At 70.9% G+C, this 23,183-nt stretch carries 16 protein-coding genes and 1 tRNA gene; 9 read left to right on the top strand and 8 right to left on the bottom strand.

From position 1 onward, the window contains the following. Positions 1–68: 68 nt before the first annotated feature. Complete coding sequence (gene nrdF, locus LJB74_RS09435; RefSeq protein WP_259308294.1) at positions 69–1,046, top strand: class 1b ribonucleoside-diphosphate reductase subunit beta; 978 nt, start codon at positions 69–71, stop codon at positions 1,044–1,046. A 334-nt stretch (positions 1,047–1,380) separates the two neighbouring features. Beyond that, the gene (locus LJB74_RS09430) at positions 1,381–3,684 is read left to right on the top strand and encodes a bifunctional diguanylate cyclase/phosphodiesterase (RefSeq protein WP_259308293.1); all 2,304 of its coding nucleotides are present in this window, start codon (positions 1,381–1,383) and stop codon (positions 3,682–3,684) included. A 105-nt stretch (positions 3,685–3,789) separates the two neighbouring features. On the opposite strand, the gene LJB74_RS09425 is transcribed toward LJB74_RS09430, so the two are convergent. Both LJB74_RS09425 and LJB74_RS09420 read right to left on the bottom strand, forming a co-directional pair. Further along, positions 3,790–4,497 (bottom strand): phosphotransferase, encoded by a 708-nt coding sequence (locus LJB74_RS09425; RefSeq protein ID WP_259308292.1) that lies wholly within the window; start codon positions 4,495–4,497, stop codon positions 3,790–3,792. Positions 4,498–4,680: 183 nt separating this feature from the next. Next, positions 4,681–5,451, bottom strand: a complete 771-nt coding sequence (locus tag LJB74_RS09420) for a hypothetical protein (RefSeq protein ID WP_259308291.1) — start codon at positions 5,449–5,451, stop codon at positions 4,681–4,683. A gap of 137 nt (positions 5,452–5,588) precedes the next feature. Here LJB74_RS09420 and LJB74_RS09415 point away from each other — a divergent pair, with 137 nt between their 5' ends. Then, entirely contained in the window at positions 5,589–9,557 is a 3,969-nt protein-coding gene (locus tag LJB74_RS09415; RefSeq protein WP_259308290.1) for a sigma-70 family RNA polymerase sigma factor, read from the top strand. Here the strand turns inward: LJB74_RS09415 and LJB74_RS09410 are convergent. The 4 genes from LJB74_RS09410 to upp all read right to left on the bottom strand — a co-directional run bounded on the left by LJB74_RS09410 (position 9,529) and on the right by upp (position 16,789). Beyond that, positions 9,529–11,247: a bifunctional diguanylate cyclase/phosphodiesterase gene (locus LJB74_RS09410; RefSeq protein WP_259308289.1), complete on the bottom strand. Its 1,719-nt coding sequence runs from the start codon at positions 11,245–11,247 to the stop codon at positions 9,529–9,531. The genes LJB74_RS09415 and LJB74_RS09410 overlap by 29 nt on opposite strands. A gap of 106 nt (positions 11,248–11,353) precedes the next feature. Continuing rightward, positions 11,354–12,349: a ribonucleotide-diphosphate reductase subunit beta gene (locus LJB74_RS09405; RefSeq protein ID WP_259308288.1), complete on the bottom strand. Its 996-nt coding sequence runs from the start codon at positions 12,347–12,349 to the stop codon at positions 11,354–11,356. 170 nt (positions 12,350–12,519) lie between these two features. After that, positions 12,520–15,474: a ribonucleoside-diphosphate reductase subunit alpha gene (locus tag LJB74_RS09400; protein ID WP_259308287.1), complete on the bottom strand. Its 2,955-nt coding sequence runs from the start codon at positions 15,472–15,474 to the stop codon at positions 12,520–12,522. 679 nt (positions 15,475–16,153) lie between these two features. Continuing rightward, the gene (gene upp, locus LJB74_RS09395; RefSeq protein ID WP_259308286.1) at positions 16,154–16,789 is read right to left on the bottom strand and encodes a uracil phosphoribosyltransferase; all 636 of its coding nucleotides are present in this window, start codon (positions 16,787–16,789) and stop codon (positions 16,154–16,156) included. A 63-nt stretch (positions 16,790–16,852) separates the two neighbouring features. Here upp and LJB74_RS09390 point away from each other — a divergent pair, with 63 nt between their 5' ends. Beyond that, complete coding sequence (locus tag LJB74_RS09390; RefSeq protein ID WP_259308285.1) at positions 16,853–17,317, top strand: nucleoside deaminase; 465 nt, start codon at positions 16,853–16,855, stop codon at positions 17,315–17,317. 124 nt (positions 17,318–17,441) lie between these two features. On the opposite strand, the gene LJB74_RS09385 is transcribed toward LJB74_RS09390, so the two are convergent. After that, entirely contained in the window at positions 17,442–18,314 is an 873-nt protein-coding gene (locus LJB74_RS09385) for an NAD-dependent protein deacetylase (protein ID WP_396125222.1), read from the bottom strand. Between the two features lie 177 nt (positions 18,315–18,491). Here LJB74_RS09385 and LJB74_RS09380 point away from each other — a divergent pair. The 4 genes from LJB74_RS09380 to LJB74_RS09365 all read left to right on the top strand — a co-directional run bounded on the left by LJB74_RS09380 (position 18,492) and on the right by LJB74_RS09365 (position 20,843). Next, a tRNA-Ser gene (locus LJB74_RS09380) sits at positions 18,492–18,581 on the top strand. Between the two features lie 125 nt (positions 18,582–18,706). Beyond that, positions 18,707–18,937: a hypothetical protein gene (locus tag LJB74_RS09375; protein ID WP_259308284.1), complete on the top strand. Its 231-nt coding sequence runs from the start codon at positions 18,707–18,709 to the stop codon at positions 18,935–18,937. A 478-nt stretch (positions 18,938–19,415) separates the two neighbouring features. Continuing rightward, positions 19,416–19,787, top strand: a complete 372-nt coding sequence (locus LJB74_RS09370; RefSeq protein WP_259308283.1) for a VOC family protein — start codon at positions 19,416–19,418, stop codon at positions 19,785–19,787. Between the two features lie 168 nt (positions 19,788–19,955). After that, positions 19,956–20,843, top strand: coding sequence for an HNH endonuclease (locus LJB74_RS09365; protein WP_259308282.1), 888 nt, complete (start codon positions 19,956–19,958; stop codon positions 20,841–20,843). Positions 20,844–20,905: 62 nt separating this feature from the next. On the opposite strand, the gene LJB74_RS09360 is transcribed toward LJB74_RS09365, so the two are convergent. Beyond that, the gene (locus LJB74_RS09360) at positions 20,906–21,457 is read right to left on the bottom strand and encodes a TetR/AcrR family transcriptional regulator (RefSeq protein WP_259308281.1); all 552 of its coding nucleotides are present in this window, start codon (positions 21,455–21,457) and stop codon (positions 20,906–20,908) included. Between the two features lie 114 nt (positions 21,458–21,571). Between LJB74_RS09360 and LJB74_RS09355 the strand changes: the two genes are divergently transcribed. Next, positions 21,572–22,816, top strand: a complete 1,245-nt coding sequence (locus LJB74_RS09355; RefSeq protein ID WP_259308280.1) for an MFS transporter — start codon at positions 21,572–21,574, stop codon at positions 22,814–22,816. The last annotated feature ends 367 nt before the right edge of the window (positions 22,817–23,183 follow it).

The raw sequence follows: 23,183 nt of genomic DNA, 5'->3' as shown, positions 1-23,183 counted from the left end.
CCTGGTCAGCTCGCGCACGTCCGGCCGCACGACCCCGGGGACCTGCCCGGTGAAGAGAGAGAAGTGACATGTCCACGGGAAAGCTGAAGCTGGTCAGCCGGGTGTCGGCGATCAACTGGAACCGGGTCCAGGACGACAAGGACTCCGAGGTGTGGGACCGGCTCGTCGGGAACTTCTGGCTCCCGGAGAAGGTGCCGATCTCCAACGACATCCAGTCGTGGGCGACGCTGACCCCGCAGGAGCAGCAGCTCACCACGCGCGTGTTCACCGGCCTGACCCTGCTCGACACGATCCAGGGCACCGTCGGTGCGGTCTCGTTGATCCCGGACGCGATCACCCCGCACGAGGAGGCGGTGTACACGAACATCGCGTTCATGGAGTCGGTGCACGCGAAGTCCTACTCGTCGATCTTCTCGACGCTGATCTCCACGCCGGAGATCGACGACGCGTTCCGGTGGTCGGAGGAGAACCCGAACCTCCAGCGCAAGGCCGAGATCATCATGCAGTACTACCGCGGGGACGACCCGCTCAAGCGCAAGGTCGCCAGCACGCTGCTCGAGTCGTTCCTCTTCTACTCGGGCTTCTACCTGCCCATGTACTGGTCGAGCCGCGCCAAGCTCACCAACACGGCCGACCTCATCCGCCTGATCATCCGCGACGAGGCGGTCCACGGGTACTACATCGGCTACAAGTTCCAGAAGGGCCTCGAGAAGCTCTCCGAGACCGAGCGCACGGCCATCAAGGACTACACGTTCGAGCTGCTCTTCGAGCTGTACGACAACGAGGTCGAGTACACGCAGGACCTCTACGACGGTGTCGGGCTCACCGAGGACGTCAAGAAGTTCCTGCGGTACAACGCCAACAAGGCGCTGATGAACCTCGGGTACGAGGCGCTGTTCCCCAAGGACGAGACCGACGTCAACCCGGCGATCCTCTCGGCCCTGTCCCCGAACGCCGACGAGAACCACGACTTCTTCTCCGGGTCCGGCTCCTCGTACGTCATCGGCAAGGCCGTCAACACGGAGGACGAGGACTGGGAGTTCTGACCGCCGGGCGCGCCGCGGCGACGACGAGGACACTCTCCCGCGACGACGCTAGGCCGAACGGGTGAGCGAATCCGGGTGAAACGCCCCTCACCTCATCCCGAGGGCGTTCAACGTCGATCGTTGGGGGAGAGGCGACCTGCGATGCCCGTCGCAGGCGCCGACGGTCGGGGCTCCCGGCTGCCCAGCGGGAAGGGTCACGATGTCGTCGGTCTCCCAGCGGCGCGATGCAGCCGCCCGCGGTCGCGACCTCCTGGACCAACCAGGAGGGACGCGACGCGGGGGTCGCCTCGTGTCATGGCTCGCCGCGCGGGTGCCCGGATGGATCAGACGACCGGTGGGCATCGTCGAGCGGACACGATGGCTGTTCGGCGTCCTGGTGGTGGTGTCGCTCTTCGTGACGCTGCCCGCGGGTCTCGCCGGCAGCGGCCCGTTCGTGCGGGGCCTCGTCCTCGTCGGCGGGTCCGCGCTGGTGGTCTCGTGGGTGTCGGGGTACCGCCGTCGCCGGGTGTCGATCGCGATGGACCTCGTGGACGCGGTGGCCCTGCTGTGCCTCAGCCTCGCCGACCCCCTGGCGGAGGGGGTGCTCCCGGTGGTCTTCGCGACCCTGTGGTTCCGCGCGCAGTACGGCTCCGTCCGGCGCGGCCTGATGCGCGTGGCCATCCTGGTCGTCGTGATGTCGACCGCAGCGCCGCTGTCGACACTGGTGCCCGGGCACTCCGGCACGACGAGCCTCACCCCGCTGATCGCATCGATCCCGACGATGCTGCTGACGGTCGCCGTCGGCCAGCACCTGGCCTCCGCGGTGCGGACCCGTGAGCACGTCGCACAGCTCGAGGCCGTCCACGGGACGCTCGGCGCCCAGCTGCTGAGCACGACGGACGCGGACGAGATCCGGGAGATCGCCTGGTCCGCGATCGGCCAGTTCTGCGAGGTGACACCCGGACTGCGGGTCCTCAAGGTGGTCGCCGACGGCGCCGGCTTCCGGGTCGAACGGGCCAGCGAGGGCGTCGCGTCTCTGCCGGTCGACTTCCCTCCCGAGCTCGCCGGAGCCCTGAGCCGCGACACCGGTGGTGGGTGTGAGAAGGAGTCGAGGGCCATCGCCACCCTCGACGCAGCGGCCGGGGACACCTGTGCGTGGGCGTGCGTGGCGCTGCCGGAGGTGCACTACCCGGTTGGTCGTGCGTGGCTGCTGGTGGGTGCGCCGGAGCGGGTGCCGTCCGAGGCGCTCGCAGCGATCGAGAACCTCGCGAACCAGGTGACCCTGGCGCTGCGCAACAGTGCGGTGCACCGGGACCTGACGGTGCTGGCGGAGATCGACAGCCTCACGGGACTGGCGAACCGGGCGGCGTTCAACGCGGCCCTGTCGCGGGACCTCGAAGGCGTGGCCGATCGGGAGACGACGGTGCTGTTCGTCGACCTGGACGACTTCAAGGACGTCAACGACGCGTACGGGCACCACGCCGGCGACGACCTGCTGCGGGTGGTCGCGAACCGGCTGCGCGAGGTGACCCGCCCCAGTGACCTGTGCGCGCGCATCGGCGGCGACGAGTTCGCCGTGCTCCTGCCCCGCACCGGAGAGGCCGCCGCCACCGAGATCGCGAAGCGGGTCGTCGCGACGGTGTCCACGCCCGCGACCCTCGACGACGCGGTGGTGCACGTCGGAGCGAGCGTCGGCGTGGCGGGCGTGGTCGGCGGGGAGGACGCGGAGGCGCTGGTGCACCGGGCCGACGTGGCGATGTACTCCGCCAAGGCGCAGGGCAAGGCCCGGGTGCAGGTGTTCGAGCCGGGACTGCTGCGGGGTGACCCGTCGCGGATCGCGTTCGAGCACGACCTGGCGACGGCGGCCGCGAACGGGCAGCTCGTCGTGCACTACCAGCCGGTGGTGAGCCTGGAGGACGGCCGGTGCGGGGCGGTCGAGGCGTTGGTGCGGTGGCAGCATCCCGAACGCGGTCTGCTGCAGCCGGACGACTTCATCGCCGTCGCCGAACGCACGGGGGCGATCGGGTCGATCGGTGTCGCGGTGCTGCGCCAGGCCGTGGCCGACGTCGCCCGGTGGCGGGAGATCCACCCGCGGTCACCCCTGGCCGTCCATGTGAACGTCTCCGCGCTCCAGCTTGACGACGACGTGTTCGCGACCGCCGTCGCCGACGTCCTGCGGGAGTTCTCCTGGCCGGCGAACCGACTGGTGCTGGAGTTCACCGAGACCGTGGTGATCGGGTCGCCGCAGGCGATCGACCGGTTGAGGACACTGTCCGCGAGCGGGGTGCTGATCGCGATCGACGACTTCGGGACAGGCTATGCGTCGCTCACGACGCTGCGGTCGTTGCCGGTGCAGATCGTCAAGATCGACAGGTCGTTCGTCGCCGGAAGCACGACGAGCGTCGAGGACCGCGCCGTGACCGAGGCGATCGTCACCATGGTGGCGCGGATGGGGCTGCGCACGATCGCCGAGGGTGTCGAGCGACCCGAGCAGCGCGACCTGCTGATGGCGCTGGGGGTGCGGGAGGCGCAGGGGTTCCTGTACCTGAGCCCGCAGCCGGCCGCCGAGCTTCTGGCCTGGCTGGGTGACCGCCTCGCCGTGAGCGACGAGCCCGACAACCGGACCGTGATCCCGTTTGTGCCGCGTCATACCGCCTGAGGCGTCGTCGAGGTCCGGAGCGGTCGAGACGGCGGAGCGGTCGAGACGGCGAAGCGGTCGAGCCGCCGGAGCGGTCGAGCCGCCGGAGCGGTCGAGCCGGCGTCGTCAGGCGTGCACGACCTGACGGACGAGGTCGGCGGCTGCCGGCAGCAGCGCCCGCTCGTCCTGGTCGAGCACACGGTTCGACAGTCGCGACCGGACGGCGTCGTCGAGGTGCGCGACAGGATCGCCTCCGCACTCGGAGAGGAAGGCCTGAAGCAGGGCGCGCGCCCCGCGGGCGTACTCGATCTCGTCGTCGACGGCGACCTCGGCCAGCACGACGGCCGTCACCGCCAGATCGAGGTCCGGGTGGCCGAGCGCCGCGCCGGTCCAGTCGATCAGCGCCGGCCCGTACGTCTCGGTGAGGATGACGTTGGCCGGATGCAGGTCCAGGTGGAGGACGACCTGTCCCGGCTCGGCGTCGGCGGGCGGAGTAACGGCGTGCAGGCGGTGGTGGAGGTCTGCGAGCATCTGCGCGCCCACGCTCAGCCGCGTCTCGCCGGCGGCGAGCGACTGGAGCAGGGTCGGACCGTGCAGCCGCTCGAGGACCAGGTCAGGTCCGTCGACGGAGAACGGGGTCGGTGCGGGGAACCCGGCGTCGCTGACGAGCTGGAGCAGCTCGACCTCACGCGCGCTGACGTCGCGGTGCCGGTTGCGGCGGAGCAGGCGCTCGCCGTCGAGGATGAAGACGTCCGACCAGGTCCCTGAGGCCAGCAGCGGTCCGGGTGCTCCGTGCGGATCGGTCAGACCGGTGGCTTCGGAGACGGTAGTCATCTGGCGAACATATGACGAAGTGACGAACGTGTCACGTCGATCGTGGCCAAGTCTTTGCTGATCTGCGATCCGCTGGAGAGATATGCGTGATATGCGTCACGCCCGTCCCTCGGTCAAGTGGCGCGTTCTGCGCGCGACACGCGGGCGTGTCGCGGCAGAACGCGCCACTTGACCGAGGGGGGGTCAGCCTCGGGCGTGCATGAGGAGCATCGTGGCGGCCTCGTGGGTCGAGGGGAGGCCCTCGATCCAGATGCGCGCAGGGTTCCGCATCAACGCCTCGATGTCGAACAGGGCTGCCTGGTGATGGATCCGGTCGCGCAGCAGGGCGGCGTGCGACCCCAGGTTCTCGTCGCGCTCGACGACCACGGCGAACAGCCCCGCACCCAGCGACGCCACCGGGCGACCGTCGCCGTACGCGTCGCCGAGGGCCGCACCGATCGCCGCCGCGCACGCCATCCGGGTCCAGGGTGAGACGCCGGCCGTGCTCACGTCGATGAGGACGAGTCCGTGCGTCGAGGTCGGGGTGGTCCCCGCGCGCGCCGCCGCACCGTAGAGCTCTCCGAGCCGCACGATCAGGTACTCGCGGGTCGGCAGCCCCGACTCCGGGTCGATGCACGTCCCCAGGACCACCGTCGACGCCTGCGCGGACGCCCACCCGGCGCACAGGGCGCGGACGAGGGCCAACGGCGGCTCGGCGCTGCCGAGCGAGCGGTACAGGCACGTCAGGTCGTCGATGGCCTCGTTGATCCCGACACCGTCGGTCGCACGGACCTCACCCAGACGCTCCGCGACCGCCACCGGCACCGCGCCCTGCTCCACGGCCTCGACCAGCGCATCGACCGCCGGGTGGTACCAGTCTGCGGGCCGGATCCAGACCGACTCCGTGCTCTCGACACGCCACTGCTCGCGCAGCTGCGGCGGACGCGCCGACGTCCCGGGCCCCGAAGTGGTCACGTGCGATGAGAGCGAGCAGAGCGCCCGCCATGACGCGAGATCCGGTCAGGCTTCCGGAAATCACCCGCTCGGGGGACCATAGGGAACCAGGACACGCGGGACGAACACCGAATTCCCGCACGAAGGAGACAACGGCAGTGACCAGCGACGCTCGCGTCGGTGGCGAGGTGCTCGGAGACGCCGAGCTGATCGCTGCTGCCCGCGGAGGCGATTCCGCTGCCTTTGCCGCGCTCTACGAACGTCACGCCGGGGCCGCGCTCGTGGTCGCGCGACAGTATTCCACGTCGGTTGCTGACGCCGAGGACGTGGTCTCCGAGGCCTTCACCAAGGTGTTCTCGGTGTTCCAGTACGGCGGCGGGCCGGACGTCGCCTTCCGCGCCTACCTGTTCACCGTGGTCCGCCGCCTCGCGATGACCCGGAAGGACGGCCTGCGTCGCGTGGCCCCGACGGACGACGTCGAGACCTTCGAGTCCGGGCTCGGGATGGCCGCGTCGACGGAGGAACCCGCGATGGCGGGCTTCGAGCGCAACGTCGTGTCCCGTGCGTACGCCACGCTCCCGGAACGCTGGCAGGCCGTCCTCTGGTACACCGAGGTCGAGAGCCTCTCACCGGCGCAGATCGCCCCGCTGCTGGGTCTGACGGCGAACGGCGTCGCGGCGTTGTCCTACCGTGCCCGCGAGGGACTGCGGCAGGCCTACCTCCAGGAGCACCTGCAGGCGCCGCCGACCGACGCCTGCCGACCCTGCGCGGACAAGCTCGGTGCGTACGTACGTGGTGGGCTCGCGAGGCGCGAGACCGCGCAGGTCCAGGAGCACCTCGAGTCGTGCGAGGACTGCCGGGCGCTGCTGCTCGAGCTCGGCGACGTCAACCACGGCATGCGGACCGTCATCGCGCCCCTCGTCCTCGGCCTCGCCGGGCTGTCGGCGCTTGCGAAGGGACTCCCGGTCGCGGGTGGTCTGGCCGCCGGGGCCGGCGCGGCCGGTCAGGGGGCGGCCGGGGGAAGTGCGGCAGGCGGTGCGGCGGCGGAGGGCGGCACCGTGGCCGCGGGCACCGCGTCGGGAGGCGCTGCGGCCAGCGCGGCGGCGTCGACGGGCTCGCTCGTCGGCGCAGGCGTCGCCGCCTCGGGGGCAGGCGCGCTCGGCGGGGCCGCGTCGGGAGGGGCCGGCTCGGGAGGTGTCGCGGCCGGTGCAGCGGCGTCGGTCGGTGCCACCGCAGGGGTCGCGGCGAGCGGCGGAGGCATCCTCGCGTTCCTCGGCTCGTTGTCCGGCGGAGCCATCGCAGCGGCGCTCGCCGGAGTGATCGTGGTGGGCGGTCTCGTCACCGCCGGGGCGCTCGGGCTGCTCCCGGGGACCGGGGGGACGGCCCACGTGAGCTCGGCCGCTGCACCGTCCGCCGGTGCGGTGGCACCGGGCGCGACGCCACCAGCAGGCGCATCGGTCGCCGAGACCGTGCCCACGGAGCAGCCGACCGCGCCCGCGACGACGGCACCGCCCACCGGGTCGACCGTGCCAGGCACGGGCGCGAGCACCGGCACGACAACGACGACGACCACCACACCGACCACCACGACGCCGACCGCGAGCCCGACCCAGGATCCCGTCCTGACACCGGCGAGCATCACGGTGGTGTCCTCCCAGCTCGCGGTCGAGCTGTCGGCCGGGACCTCGACGTCCGTGAGCATCGGACTGCAGAACAGCGGCCAGTCGACCGCGACGGACCTCGTCGCCGTGCTGACGCTCCCACCGGGAGTGAGTCCGGTGGCCGGCGCCCAGGGAGACGTCGTCGTCGGCGGCGTGGGTCGCTCGGTCCGGATCGGCACCCTGCCGACCGTGGGCTGGACGTGCATCACGACCACGGCCGGCTCGATGACCTGTCGGCTCCCCGAGCTGGCGGGCGGAGCGGTGACCCACCTGACGGTGAAGCTCGAGGTGGTGAAGACGGCGGGCGGCGACGGGACGGTCGTGCTCGACCTCAGCGGTTCCGGGATCGCCCCCACCCGCCTGAACGTGCCGGCGCACGTGACGACCATGCCGGCGGTCCTGATGGTGACGGACCCGACGGTGGACGCATTCACCGCGGCCGAGCCGCAGCCGCTGACGTGGACGGTGTCGAACGTCGGCGGTCAGACCGCGACGGCCCTGTCGCTCGCCCTCTCGGTACCGGAGGGGCTGACGCTCGACGCTGCGGGTGCGGCCGACGCCGGGTGGACGTGCGTACCCGACCAGGGGCCGGTCATCGGGGGTGCGGCGGCGTTGACGTGCTCGTACCCGTCGCTCGGCCCGGACGCCGTCACGCCGGCACTGGCCCTGACGGCCGTCGCGGACACCCGGGTGCTCGCGGCCCCGTCGCCGACGCTGCGAGTCGGTCGCGCGCTCACGTGGACCGGATCGAGCGCGCCGGCCCTCGGCGACGCCGTCCTGGCCGTGGTGCCGTCGCCCGGCGAGCTCGCGGTGAAGGCCCCGAGCACCGCGAGCCTTGCCATCGGTGTCCCGACGCCGGTCCAGCTCACGGTGCAGCACGTGTCCGGCCCGGAGCTGCACGGCATCGACGTGGTGATCACGCCGCCGGCCGGCGTCGGCCTGGACCCGTCGGCCGCACAGCCGACCGGCTGGACCTGCACCGCGGGATCCGACGGGACGATCGACTGCCGGCGGCCGACCCTCGAGGTCGGTGCGTCGCTCGACCTGACACCCACCCTCGTCGCGACTGAGGCCGCCCTCCAGCAGCCGACAGGCGTACTCACCGCGGTGGCGTTCCGTGACGGCACGGTGGCACCGTCGGCGGCAGCGACCGTGACGACGACGCAGCTTCCCGCCCCGGCCCCGGTGCTCGAGTTCGGCAACCCGGCACCGCTCGCGGCGCTGTCCGCCGGCAGGTCCGGGACGGTCACGTTCACGGTGGTGAACACCGGGGACGCCGTCGCGCACCACGTGGTTGCCGACGTGGTCCTGCCGTCAGGCATCGACCTCGACACGAGCCGGGTCGGTGCGACGCCGTGCACGACGACCGGCACCGCGACCGCCACCGTGACGTGCGCGCTCGGGGACCTGGCCGTCGGTGCCGAGGTGCCGGTCGAGATCGGGCTCAAGCCGAGTGCCGCCGGGGTCGCCGACCTGCTGCTCAGCATCCGGGCGGACGGTCTCGTCCCGGTCGAGCAGCACCTCGTGGCGAGCATCGCCGACGGTGGCCTGGCGCCGCGGTACACGTCGTCCGCTGCGTCGGACGTGACCGAGATCGGTGCCCCGCTCCTCACGTGCGCACCCTCCGCCACCTGCACCGACATCCTCGACGGCACGCGGTCGGGGAACAACAACAGCCTCACGATGGTGCCGCTCAACGCCGCGGGCGGGACGCAGACGTCGTCCTCGTCGACGCTCACGGTCCCTGCCGGGCGGACGGTCACGTTCGCGGGTCTGTACTGGTCGGCGAACGCCGGTCCGGCGCAGACCTTCGGTGCCCCGCTGACCAACGCGCGGCTCCGGGGGCCGGGTGACGCCGGGTACCGGGACGTCAGCGGGACGGTCGTCGCGAAGGTGACGGACTCCGGGGGCCGCTCGTACTACCAGTCGTTCGCGGACGTGACCTCCCAGGTGGCTGCTGCCGGCAGCGGGACCTGGTCGGTGGCGGACATCGCCCTGCCGGTCGGGGCCACGGACCCGTCGCCGACCTACTACGCGGGCTGGGCCCTCGTGGTCGTGTACTCCGGTGGCACCGGCGACGTCACGGTGTACGACGGCGGGGCGTGGGTCGCCTCGAACAGCTCGGTGCCGTTCGCGTTCCGTGGCCTGGCGCAGCAGCCCGTCCGGCTCGGGGTGGTGGCTTGGGAGGGTGACCAGGGGACGTCGGGCGACAAGCTGGGCCTCAACGGGACGGCGCTGACGCCGTTGCGCTGGAATCCGTCGACAGGGACGACCAGCCTCGGGGCGGCGGACAACGCGTTCGACTCGACCGCGATCGGGTCCTCCGACGTGAACTCGCTCGGGGTGGATGCGAAGGGGTTTGCGCCCGCGACGCTCACCGCGGGGGTCAACACCGTCGTGGCGTCGACGTCCGGCGATCAGTACCTGATCGGGGTCCTCACCGTGACGACCGCCCACCAGGGCTGAAGAACCGCGCCGTCTGCGGCCCGAGGTAGTGAAGCAGGCGCTCAGGGTCCATCGGTCGCGCGAGGAAGTACCCCTGCACGCAGTCGCAGCCCAGCAGCTTGACGGTCTCGACGGTTGCGGAGGTCTCGGCGCCCTTGGCGACGACGGTCATCCCCAACGTGTGGCCGAGGAGTGCCGCGGCACGGACGACCATCGGGTCGCCACCGGTGCTGTCCGCCGCGGTGGTCGCCAGCCCGGTCACGAACCCTCGGTCGATCTTGAGCTCGTCGACGGGCAGGTCGCGCAGGTGCGTGAGTGAGGAGTACCCGGCACCGAAGTCGTCGATCGACACCTTGATGCCGTGGTCGGTCAGTCGCTGCAGGACGGCGCGTGCCCCGAACGGGTCGGCGTGCAACCCGGCCTCGGTGATCTCGAGGCGCAGCATGGCGGGGGAGACCTCATGACGATCGAGGGCCTCGAGGACCTGGGCGGCGAACCCGGTCGCGAGCAGGGTGCGAGGCGAGATGTTGACGGACATCTCGACGGGGCGCCCGGTCGAGGCGAGCACCGCGGACTGGGCGAGGGTGAGGTCCAGGACGAGGGTGGTCAGCGGGCCGCTGAGGGCTGTGGCCTCCGCGAGAGGGACGAACTCCCGGGGCGTCAGCAGCCCGCGGGTCGGGTGCTGCCAGTGCACCAGCGCTTCGACGCACCGCACGTGCGACGTGTCGAGGTCGAGCACGGGCTGGTACCGCACCGAGAGGGAGCGGGTGTCGATCGCCTCGCGGAGCTCGGCGAGCAGCTCGAGCCGGTCGGCGCTGTGCGCCTCGACGGCCACGTCGTAGACCGCTGCGGGGGCGAGCTGGTTCTTGGCCTCGTGAACCGCGATCTCTGCCTGGCGCAGCAGGTCGGCGACGACGCGATCCGGCTCGGCCGCCGGGCTCCCGGACGTGGGGGTCGACCACTGGGCGATGCCGACGGTCGCCTCGACGCCGACGTCGACGCCACCGAGGTTCATCGTCGTGGTGACCTGCCGGCGGACCGCCTCGACGATGGACCGGGCGAACGGGAGGGTGGCGTCGGGGAGCAGCACCCCGAACTGGCTGGGTCCGAGCCGACCGACGACGTCCTGCGGTCGTACCGCGCGGACGATCCTGGTGGCGATCTCGACGATCAGGTCGTCGCCGAGCTCGCGCCCGAGCGTCCTGCTGATCTCGACGAACCGGTCGAGATCCACGATCGCGAGGGTCAGCGACGTGGTCACCTCGGGGACGAGCTCGGTGGCGACCGATCGCAGGCGGGACCGGACCGGGAGCCCGGTGAGCTCGTCGTGCGTCGCGAGGTGCTCGAGCTCGGCGTGCCGTCGCCGCTGCCGCTCGCTGACGTGTGCGCTGTACCTCCACGAGGCGAAGGCGACGCCGCACGCGGCGAGCAGCCAGGCCGTGTAGGAGCGGTCGCCGACTGCGGCGAACCGGATGACGACGTAGCCGACCAGCACCGCGAAGGTGCTCCACCGGGCGACGACGCCGATCCCCGCGATGACGAGGAACGCCGCGAGATACGCCTGCGGGGCCTGGTTGGTGGAGACGACGAGGATGTCCGTCGCGACCATGAGCGTCAGGACGACGACCCAGCCGCGGAGGAGCTCGCGGAGGCGCGTGCGGGCCTCTGACGGCAGCGTGCCGCCTCGTAGGTGCCCGAGACTGACGGTCACGACGGTCCTCGATCGCAGGGCGCCGAGACGATCTGCCCCGGTCGCTACCGTCACATCGGCAGAATCGTGACGGACCTTTGAGAATCTCGAGGGTGAGACCGCGCGATCAGCTCCCGGAGCGTGCGTTGACCTCGTAGGAGGTGTTGGTCGCCTCGAAGAAGTTCACGAGCTGCAGGGTGTCGTTGGCCGCCGCCATCCACTTGGCGGGGTTGGACACCTTGTAGTGCGGCTCGAACCCGAGCTCCTCGAGCCGGCGATCGGCGAGGTACTTCACGTACTGGTTCACGTAGTCGGCGTTGAGTCCGAGGATCCCGGTCGGCAGGAGGTCGCGGTTGTACTGCTCCTCCATCTCGACGCTGTCGAGGATCATCTGACGGATCTCTTCCGCGAACTCGGGCGTCTGCAGGTCCTCGTTCTCGTCGAGGACGGTGAGGATGAGGTTGATGCCGAACTTCAGGTGCAGCGACTCGTCCCGCACGACCCAGTCCATGAGTGAGCCGAAGTTCCGCAGCAGGTTCCGTTGCCGGAAGCTCAGCGCGACCATGAAGCCCGAGTAGAACCAGATGCCCTCGAGGATGATGTTGTACGCGACCAGGTTGCGGATGAAGTCGCGCTTGCCCTCGGTGGTCGTGATGTCGAGCGTCTGCTCCGTCATCCGCTTGATGTAGCGGACCTCGAACTCCTCCTTGGCGGCCATCGACGGCACCGACACGTGCGAGGAGTACGCCTCGGTGCGGTCGATCGGGAACGTCTCGAGGACGTACTCGAACGACATGCAGTGGTTGGCCTCCTCCCACATCTGCTTCGCGAGGTACAGGTGCGCCTCGGGGGCGTTGATGTAGGGGTAGACACCAAAGGCGAGCGCCTTGTTGACGAGCAGCTCGTTCGGGTTGAAGTACGACATGAGGAACGTGACGGCGTGCTTCTCCTCGTCGGTCATGCGCTTGAAGTCCGCGAGGTCCTCGCCGAGCTGGATCTCGTTCGGGAACCACGTGTTCGCGACGGCCTGGTCGTACAGGTCCATCGCCCACTGGTAGCGGACGGGCTTCAGCAGCAGGCCCTCGGAGATTCCGGTCCCGAGGATCGAGTGCGGGGCAGACATGGGAGCTCCTTCGTCGGGGGCGGTCGATCTACGACTGTGTCGTCGCTGTCGTCGCTGTCGTCACTGGCAGGACTCGCACTGCAGGCGTTCCATCGGGTCGACGGGGCACGCGACGCCGTCGATGATGTCGGCCTCCTGCACCTCGAGGACCGTGGCCGACGGCGGCGGCGTCAGGTCGGTGGGCGGTGCGTAGGTGGACGGTGCGGACGCGGGCGGTGCTGAGGTGGCTTCCGCCGGTGCGACGCGCCCGAAGCCGAAGCCGGAGCGGGGGTGACGGGTGCAGCGGGTGCAGCGGACGGCTCCGGTGTCGGCGCCGACGTGCGCGCGGGAGACACCTGACGGGCGGCGTCGACCACTGCTGCGAGCACCGACGGCGGCGCCGCGTGGGTGGTCAGTGACGAGAATGTGGTCGCCGGAGCGGGCTCGGCAGCGGCAGCGGGCGTGGGTGTGGGTGTGGGTGTGGGCGCCTCGGGAGTTGGAGCCGACACAGAGGCAATCGACAACGGCGTGTCCGTCGAGGCACCCGAGTCCGAGGCGGTGGTGGCGGCGGCGGTGGCGGAAGCGTCCGACGTGGGCGTCGTCGTGCCCGCTGCCTTGCCGAAGCCGAAGCCACGCCGCGGTGCGGAGGCAGCACCCGGTTCCGCGGGGCGCACGGTCGTGGCACCGCGTCCGGCCGGCAGGGTCTCCGCCTTGTTGACCCGGACGGTGGACTGCTCGGCGGTGTGCCGGGGCTTCACGTGCAGGTAGTAGGTCGTCTTGACGCCCTTCTCCCACGCGGCCGCGTACAGGCGTGCCATCTCGGAGATGTCGCGGGACTCGAGGTAGATGTTCCGGCTGATCGCCTGGTCGATCCACTTCTGGGCGCGGGACGCGACGTCGATGTACGCGTACGGCGAGAGCTGGAACGACGTCCGGTAGACCGCCTTGAGGTGCTCCGGGACGCCGGGCACCCGGGACAGGTCGCCCTGGGTCGCGAGGAGGTCGTCGCGGACCTGCTCCCAGAGCCCGAGCTGCTGCAGGTCGCGCACGAGGTTGCGGTTGACCTCGAGGAACTTCCCCGAGCTGGTCGCGCGGGAGAAGATCTGCGAGAACTGCGGGTCGAGGCCGGGCGTCGTGCCGGCGACGAGGCCGATCGACGCGGTCGGGGCGATCGCCATGAGCGTCGCGTTGCGCATGCCGCCGGCGACCTTGATCCGCATCGAGTCCCAGTCCTGCCGGGTGGTGCGGTCGACCTGCACCGGGACGTCGCGGTCTGCCTCGACCCGGGCGATCGTGTCGATCGGGACCAGGCCCTGGGACCAGCCGGAGCCGGCGTACGTCGCGTACGAGCCGCGCTCGCGGGCGAGGTCCGCGCTCGTGTCGATCGCGTGGAACGAGATGAACTCCACGACCTCGTCGAGCAGGTCGATCGCCTCGGCGGACTCGTACGCGTAGCCGAGTCGCTCGGTGACGTCGGTGAAGCCCATCACGCCGAGGCCGATCGCGCGGTTCTGCTGGTTCGCCCGCTCGGACTCCGACACCGAGGACAGCGTGATGTCGACGAGGTTGTCGAGCTGACGGACCGCGTACGACACCGACGTCCGCATCCGCTCCCAGTCGAAGCCGAGCGAGCCGTCGGCCTGCGGCACGAGGTGCTCGGACAGGTTGATCGACGCGAGGTTGCAGACCGAGATGTTGTCCCGGTCCTGCGGCAGCGTGATCTCGGTGCAGAGGTTCGACAGGTGGATCGTGCCCGTGTTGTTGTTCAGGGCCCGGAGGTTGATGGTGTCCTTCCAGGTCAGCCACGGGTGCGACGTCGTCTGCAGGGTCACCAGGATCGCGTTGTACTGCTCGCGCGCCTTGAGTCGCTTGAACGAGCGGATCTTCCCGGCCTGCGCCTGCGCGACGTAGTACGCGTAACGCTCGGAGAACTCGCGACCGTACAGCTCGACGAGGTCCGGCGTCTCGGCGGGGTCGAACAGGTACCAGTCGTCGTCGGCGGCGACGCGCTTCATGAACTCGTCGGAGATCCACACCGCGGTGTTGGCGGTCCGCACCCGGCGGTACGGGTCGCCCGAGTTCTGCTTGAGGTCGAGGAACTGGGCGAAGTCGAGGTGCCAGTTCTCCATGTAGAACGCCAGCGCACCGAACTTCTTGCCGCCGCGGGAGATCGCGCGCAGCGTCGAGTCGATCGTGTGCATGAACGGGATCGGGCCGGTCGAGGTCGTGTTGTTGGACCGGATCGGTGAGCCCTCGGCACGCAGCTTGGTCACCGACAGCCCGATGCCGCCGGTGCCCTTGGTCAGCCACATGACGTTGCGGACGGACGTCGCGATGTGCTCGATGTCGTCCTCCATCTGCATGACGAAGCAGTTGGAGAGCTGCGGGTAGGACGTCCCGGCGTTGACGAGCGTCGAGCCCGCGGGCAGGTAGTCGAGCCGGGAGATCTTGTCGTAGAACCGGATCGCCCAGGCCGTCGGGTCGGCCTCGTTGAGCGCCAGGCCCATCGATACCCGCATCCAGAAGTACTGCGGCACCTCGAGCGCGCGACCGTTGCGGTCGTTGATCATGTAGCGGTTGCGCATCGTGACCGTGCCGATGTACCGGAGCAGGTCGTCGCGGCTCGGGTCGATCGCCGCGGCGAGCGCGTCGAGGTCGAACAGCGTCGCGAGCCTCTCGTCGAGGAGCCCCTGCTCGACGGCCTCGCGGATGTACCCGGGGAACCTCGCCTGGTGCAGCAGCGTCATCTCGAGGTCGGACTCGTAGTTGCCGAGCACGCGCTTGTTGATGACCTTGCGGAGCAGCCGGGCGGCGATCGTGTCGAAGTCCGGGTCGTCCTTGACGTTCTGCACCGCGACGCCGATCGCGGCCTCGTCGAGCTGCTCGGTCGTGATGCCGTCGAACAGCGTGATCGCGAGCTCGGCCGCGACCTGCATGGCCTTGCCGATGTGGTCCTCGAGACCGGCGGCGGCCTTGACGATGGCCTGGTTGATCTTGTCCGCGTTGTAGAGCTCGCGGGTGCCGTCGCGCTTGGTGACGTGGATCTGGCCCGACTTCGCGGGGGTGAGGGGAGCGGGCGCGGTCGGCGCTCCGGGCTCTCCGGTGCTGGTGTTCCCGAGGTGCTGGGCGGGGTCGGTGAGGGTCACGGCGCAATACCTCGCGACTTGATGGAGCGGCTGGCGGACTGTGCTGATGGACGGACTGTGCTGATGGATGGACGGTGCTGGCGGGCGGTGCGGACGGGCACTCGGCACCGGCACGACGTCGGGCGGGTGCTCACGAGCTGGTTCGAGCAGGGTTCGACGCTATCCCCGATCACCGACATGAGCAACGTCCATGGGCTAGATGTTGTGGTGTGAGTCGCAGGTCACCCCCAGATGTGGGTATCCCTGTGCATGACGCTGTGGAGGACTGTGGAAAAGCACCCGATTCATCCACAACGGTTGTGGACGGCGGGTCCATACCCGACTCCGTGCCACCCAGGCACCTCGCACGCATCGACCACGCACCCTGGACGAAACGAGGGGCGGACCCCGCCGGGATCCGCCCCTCGCCTCCTGCCGCGCCGCGCCCGCTACGTGCTCCCCCAAGCTCGCAGGTGCAGCAGCGCGAGTTCTCACCGGACATCCCCCGAGTCGGTGAGAACGCTCTCTGGTCGGCTGCCGCCGTGGCGGAGGCCTTCCGGTCATGTGGATGAGTGGTGCTCGGGACGATCTTCGCGCGGATTTCGCACCGATGCACCTATCGGTCTCGCAGGTCGACCGATGTGTCCGGTTTGCCCGAGCTCGGACGAGCTCGGATGAGCTCGGACGAGCGCGAACGGGGTCAGACGATGCCGTAGAGCCGGTCGCCCGCGTCGCCGAGACCCGGGACGATGTACGCCTTCTCGTTGAGGCGCTCGTCGACCGCCGCGACGACGACGGTGACGTCGCCCCGGTCGCCCACCGCGTCCTCGACGACCTTGAGCCCCTCCGGTGCCGCGATGATGCAGACCGCGGTCACGTCGCGCGCGCCTCGGTCGAACAGGTACTCGATCGCCGCGACCAGCGTGCCCCCGGTCGCGAGCATCGGGTCCAGCAGGAAGCACTGGCGCCCGGAGAGGTCGTCCGGGAGGCGGTTGGCGTACGTGATCGCCTCGAGGGTCTCCTCGTCACGCCGCATGCCGAGGAACCCGACCTCGGCCGTCGGCAGCAGCCGCGTCATCCCGTCGAGCATCCCGAGCCCCGCGCGCAGGATCGGCACGACGATCGGCCGCGGGTCGGCGAGCTTGGTGCCGACGGTCGGCGCGACCGGCGTCACGATCGGGAACGGCTGCACCCGCACGTCCCGTGTCGCCTCGTAGGCGAGGAGCGTGACGAGCTCGTCGACCAGGAGGCGGAAGGTGGGCGACGTCGTGTCCTGGTTCCGCAGGACGGTGAGCTTGTGGGCGACGAGCGGGTGGTCCGCGACGTGCAGGCGCATGCGGACAACCTACCGCCCGCGAGGTGCGCGCCGGTCCGGTCCGGGCGCGGGAGGATGTGCGCCATGGGAACCGTGCGCGAGGACGACGCCGCAGCGATGCGCTCGGCGCTCGCCGAGGCCAGGCTCGCCCTCGCGACCGGGGACGTGCCGGTCGGCGCCGTCGTGCTCGGCCCCGACGGTGCCGTCGTCGGCCGAGGGCACAACGCGCGCGAGGCCGACGCGGACCCGACCGCCCATGCCGAGGTGAGGGCCCTGCAGGAGGCCGCACGGGTGCTCGGACGGTGGCGGCTCGACGACTGCACCCTCGTGGTGACCCTCGAACCGTGCGCCATGTGCGCCGGAGCGACGGTGCTCGCGCGCGTGCCCCGGCTCGTGCTCGGCGCGTGGGACCCGAAGGCCGGGGCGTGCGGCTCCCAGTGGGACCTCGTGCGGGATCGGCGGTTGAACCACCGCGTCGAGGTGGTCGGCGGGGTCCTCGAGGACGAGTGCGGCGAGCTGATCCGGGAGTTCTTCGCGACGCAACGGTGAGGTCGGATGGTGGCGAGATCGGGTGGCGGTGAGGTCGGGTGGCGGCGCGCGGCGGCGACGCGGTGCGGTGGTGAGACGGTTCGGTGGTGAGACGGTGCGGTCCAGCCGCGGCCGAGCGCGGGCGCTATGCGATCGGCGTGCGGACCGCGGGCAGCACCAGCGCGAGCGTCGAGAGCACCTCGGAGGTCCCGGCGTCCACGCGCACGGTCGCGAGCGGGTCTCCCCGGGTGGCGCCTCTGTTGACGATCACGACGGGCTTCCCGGTCGTGGCAGCGTGCCGCACGAACCGCAGACCCGACATCACCGTGAGCGACGACCCGGCGACGAGCAGCGCGTCCGCGGCGTCGACCATCGCGTACGCCCGGTCAACGCGCTCGCGCGGCACGTTCTCGCCGAAGTACACGATGTCGGGCTTGAGGATCCCGCCGCAGCGGTCGCACGCCGCCACGACGAAGTGCGCCGTCGACTCGATCACCGCGTCGGCGTCCGGGGCGATCTCGACGTCCGCGACCGCACCGACCTGCTCGACGAAGCCCGGGTTCAGCTCCTCCAGACGTGTCGAGAGCTCTGCGCGCGAGATGACCGTCCGGCAGCCCAGGCAGATCACCCGGTCGTACCGGCCGTGCAGGTCGATCACGTTCCGGGACCCCGCCTGCTCGTGGAGCAGGTCCACGTTCTGGGTGATCAGTCCGCCGACGACGCCGCGTGCCTCGAGCTCGGCGAGCGCGCGGTGACCGGCGTTCGGGTGCGTCCGGTGGACGTGCCGCCAGCCGACGTGGTTCCGCGCCCAGTAGTGGCGCCGGAACGCCTCGTCGCCCACGAACTGCTGGTACGTCATCGGTGTGCGCGGCGGCGAGTCGGGGCCGCGGTAGTCCGGGATGCCGGAATCGGTCGAGACGCCGGCCCCCGTCAGGACCGTCAGGCGGGCGCCGCTCAGCAGGGCGGTGGCGGCCCTCACCGTGTCCGTGGTGCCGTGGGCAACGCCTGTGCTGCTCACGGCAGGGGGCCGGTCGACATCGCCGCCGGCTGAGGGTGCATCGCCGCCGGTGCCGTGGGAGACGGCCCGGTCAGGAGAGGGGTTGCCGGGGAGCAGAGGCGCGTCGAGCACGGCTCCACGGTACGTCGGCACCCTGGATTCGGTCGGCGGGGCCGAACCGGGTACGCTTCCCCGCGAGGTAGCGTGTCCGAGCGGCCTAAGGAGCACGCCTCGAAAGCGTGTGTGGGTGAAAGTCCACCGTGAGTTCGAATCTCACCGCTACCGCCACGGGGTCCTGAGGCAGCTCAGGACCTGGAAGTGACACAACCCCTTGCCGGGCGCTGGAGAGCGTTCTGGTGAGGGGTTCTGTCGTTGCTGGGGGTGACAGCGGACGTGTCGGGCAGGTTCACGCCGTGCCCGATCCGCGTGTCGTTGCTGCGGGCGCGAGGCAGAGTGGACCCAAGGTCTGGAACATCACGATCGCCGTCGTCCTCGTGGCCCTTGCCGTGCTCGGCAGCAGGGCGAGCCTGCGTCGGAGGCTCGACCGGGGGGCAGGAGAGGCCGCCCCGGAACGTGCCGAGGCCGCGCGCCAGGTCACGCAGGGCATCGATCGCGGCCGCTCCGCTCGGCAGGGGTTCCTCTGAGCGATCATGACGGTGAGCGCGAGGCCGCTGACGGCGGGATCGCCGGCTGCCGCCGACCGTGCGAACCCGCCGTGTCGAGAGCTCCGCTGCTCCCGCGAGGGGCCGCCGCACGTCCGGCCATCCATGCCGACTGTCCGGCCATCCCAGCCGACGGACACGCTCCGCGCCGCACCTGGGGCGCGTGTGCACCGTGGGGCGCGAGTGGCGCCCCAGGCGGCACGGGAGTCACTCAGGTCACACGCGCGGCGCGGAGCGCGGAGCCGAGCGGCCCGTCCACGCGCACGGGTCGAGGGTCTGGCTCGCGCGCATCACCCGGGGACGACGCAGATCCTTGTCACGCAGGAAGCGGCCGCGGTGTGCGGTTGTGGGGGCGGCGGCGACCGTGCGATCCCGGGGGCCGTCGTCGGGATCGGCGGGAGCGCAGGCTCGACGGCGAATGCGATGGCCGTCCTGCCGTCGTCGTCGTAAGGTGCCGGGCATGGCGTCTCGCATCTCCGAACTGGTCATCGACTGCCTCGACCCGCAGCGCCTCGCCGACTTCTGGTGCGAGGTGCTCGGCTTCCGGGTGCTCGACGAGGAGGACGGCTACATCGAGATCGGACCGGAGGAAGGGTTCGGCGGTCTGCAGCCGACCCTGATCTTCAGCCCGACGACCGAGCCGAAGTCCACCAAGCTGCGGCTGCACATCGACATCAATCCCACGGATCGCGACCAGGCCGCCGAGCTCGAGCGGCTGCTCGCCCTCGGTGCGCGCCCGGTCGACGTCGGTCAGCCGCCCGAGGCGTCGTGGCACGTGCTGGCCGACCCCGAGGGCAACGAGTTCTGCCTGCTGCGCCACCGACTCACCTGAGTCGCGCCACGCAAGGCCTCCGGTCGCAGGGTGCGTGGAGCGCCCTGGTGAGGACGTCCAGCCGCGCCGTCGTCGGGAGCTGACCGTCATCGGCGAAACGGACGACGTCGTACCTCCGCGCGGTCGCACCGTCTTGCCCGGCCGGGCCCGACGTGGTGAGCTCGCCGCGTGGACACCACCGTCGAGACCGCTGTCCGCCTGCGTGTCATCGACTGGGTCCGTCAGCGCGCGGAGGCCAACGGCGGGTTCCTGCACCGGCAGGAGCTCTTGAGCTTCCGCATCGACGGGCGGGACCTGCCGATCATCGACTTCTCGCGTGGCATCCGGAACCCGCAGGACTTCGCGTCGACGCTGTCGATCGTCACGTCGGCGACCGGCCCGTACGACGACGTGGAGGCCGAGGACGGGCTGCTCCACTACGCGTACCGGAAGGGCGACCCGTTCTCGGGTGACAACCGCAAGCTCCGCACCGCGATGGAGACGGGCCAGCCGCTGATCCTGTTCCGCAAGGAGCAGCCGAACTACCTGACGCCCGTGGTGCCGGTGTACGTCGTCGACGACGAACCCGAGAACCGCCGGTTCGTCATCGCGCTGGACGAGGCGTTCCGGTTCATGGGCGAGATCCGTGACCTGGCGGAGCCGCAACGGGAGTATGCCCGTCGGCTCGCCAGGCAGCGGCTGCACCAGCCGGCGTTCCGGACCCGCGTGCTCCTCGCCTACGACACCCGGTGCGCGATCTGCGAGCTGAAGCACGGCTCGCTGCTCGACGCGGCGCACATCGTGCCCGACTCGGAGGAGCACGGCGTCCCCACGACGTCGAACGGGTTGGCGCTCTGCAAGATCCACCACGCCGCGTACGACCAGAACATGCTCGGCGTCAGCCCGGACTACCGGGTAGCCGTCAACCGCGCGCTGCTCGACGAGGTCGACGGTCCGATGCTGCGGCACGGGATCCAGGAGATGCACGGACGGGAGATCGTGCTGCCGAGGCGGCGGGCCGACCGCCCGGACCGGGACGGCCTGGCGTGGCGGTGGGAGCGGTTCGCTGCGAGGTGACGCTGTCGGCGGCGGCGGCTGCGGTGCGGGATGCCGGCGAACCTCGGTGACCGAGGTGTCGATCAGCGCAGGAGGTCGTCGACGAGCCGAAGGGCCCAGGCGGATTCGGTGGGGTCGGCGGTGAACATGACCCGGTAGTACATCGGGGCGAGCAGGGAGTTGACCGCGCGGTCGAGGTCGGGCGGGTTTCCGCCGCGGGAACGCTCCCGCTGCAGGATCGCGTCGAGCTGCGCGTGCCGATCCGCGGTGCAGACGCATCCGCCGGCCGGGTTCGTGCCGACCGTCGCGCGCATGAGGGCGAGCACGTCCGGGTCGCCGAAGTCGGTGGCGACGCCGGTCACCCACCGTTCGAGGTCGCCACGGAGGGTCCCCGTGTCAGGCACGACGATGTCCCCCGAGAATCGGCTGGTCGCGACCTCGCCGAGCAGGTCGGCGAGCGACGCCCAGCGGCGATAGACGGTAGTGGGGTGGACGCCGGCGCGGGCGGCGATGAGGGGCATCGTCAGGTTCTCGGCGGGACCCTCGGCAACGAGCTCCTCGACCGCGCGGTGCACCGCGGCGCGGATCCGCGCGGATCTGCCACCTGGTCGTGTGGAGCTGGGGGTTGTCGCCACGCCTCCATAATCGCATCGATCGTTGCTTCTGGTGTGGCAGCCACTAACGCATCGATCGTTGCATCTGGTGTAGCGTTCACTAACGCATTGATCGTTGCATCTGTAAGGAGCCACATGCCTGCGACGTCACCCGCCCGCACGATCGCCGTCCCCGCGGGACGCCTGTCCCACCCGGCGGCCTTCGTCGCGATCGCCGCGATCCTCGTGCTGTTCATGGCTGCCTCGAGCGCGCCCTCGCCGCTGTACGTCGTCTACCAGCGCGAATGGGGCTTCTCGGCCGCGACCCTCACGATCGTCTTCGCCGCCTACGTCCTGGGCCTGATCGCCTCGCTGCTCGTCATCGGCGCGCTGTCCGACCACGTCGGGCGTCGCCCGGTGCTCGCCGCCGCGACTGCCCTCGAAGCGGTGGCACTCGTGCTGTTCCTGACCGCCGGTGACGTGACGGTCCTGCTCGTGGCCCGCGTCGTCCAGGGCATCGCGACCGGTGCCGCGACGACGACCCTCGGCGCGACGCTCGTCGACCTGAACCCGGCCCACACCCCTGGGCGAGCGGGCCTGGTCAACGGGGTGGCCCCCGTCGGCGGCCTGGCCCTCGGTGCGCTCGGCTGCGGTGCTCTGGTCCAGTTCGCACCCGCCCCGACGCACCTCGTGTTCGTGCTGCTGCTCGTCGGGACCCTCCTCGCGGGTGTCGTCGTGGCCCGTCTGCCCGAGACCTCCGCGAAGCGACCCGGCGGTCGCGCCTCGCTCATCCCGCGGGTGGGCGTGCCGGTGGACCTGCGCGCCGACGTCTACACGATCATCCCGATCCTCGTCGCAAGCTGGGCCCTCGGCGGGCTGTACATGTCCCTCGGCCCGTCGGTCGCCGTGAGCCTGTTCGGCCTGGGCAGCCACCTCGTCGGTGGGCTCGTCGTGACGCTGCTGTGCGGGACCGGGGCCGTGACGACGTACCTCGTGCGCGGGTGGCCGACCGAGAGAGTGCTGACCTTCAGCGCGGTCCTGCTCGCCGCCGGCACCGCGGTGACGCTGGGCGGCGTGCTGGCGCACTCGATCGTGCTCGCCGGGCTGGGGACCGTCGTCGCCGGCGTCGGGTTCGGCGCGTCGGCCCGCGCGGTCTTCGGGACGCTGGCACAGCTCGCGGCCCCGGAGCAGCGCGGCGAGCTCTTCGCGGTCGCCTACACGATCGCGTACCTGGCCTTCAGCCTGCCGGCCGTGTTCGCCGGGTTCGCCAGTGCCTCGATCGGACTCCGCTCGACCGCACTCGCCTACGGCCTCGCCGTCGTCGCGCTCGGACTGACGGCACTCGTCGCACAACGCGTCCGGTCGACCGGGCGTGCGCGGGCGACGGCCGACCTTCGCTAGCCTGTCCGGCTGCCCGGACCCACCACACCACCCGCTCACGCAGCCCGACCGGCTCCCTCGTCGGCGTGCCCCCCGGTCTGGCCCCGCCCGTCGCTGCCTTCGGAGTTCCCGTTCACGCCGAGACGGTCGGCGCTGAACGCTGCCGGCCAGGTCGTTGCCCCATGCAGCCAAGCGGGTGAAATGTGTCCGAATACGCCCGATTTTCTTGTGTCCGGTTTTGTCCGAATATACGTTGCTTGCCGCACCGAGCCCGCACCGGAGTTCCGGCACCTCGCGGTGGTGTGCGGTCGCGCGGAGGGGTAGCGCGACGTGGAGACCTCAGACGGGCCCGCAGCTCACACGAGCGTGGGGACACACGCAGACAGCG

Source organism: Cellulomonas sp. P24 (assembly GCF_024704385.1).
GTDB lineage: Bacteria > Actinomycetota > Actinomycetes > Actinomycetales > Cellulomonadaceae > JAJDFX01.
Note: the sequence above shows the minus strand (reverse complement) of the source record. Positions and strands in the feature narration are given on the sequence as shown.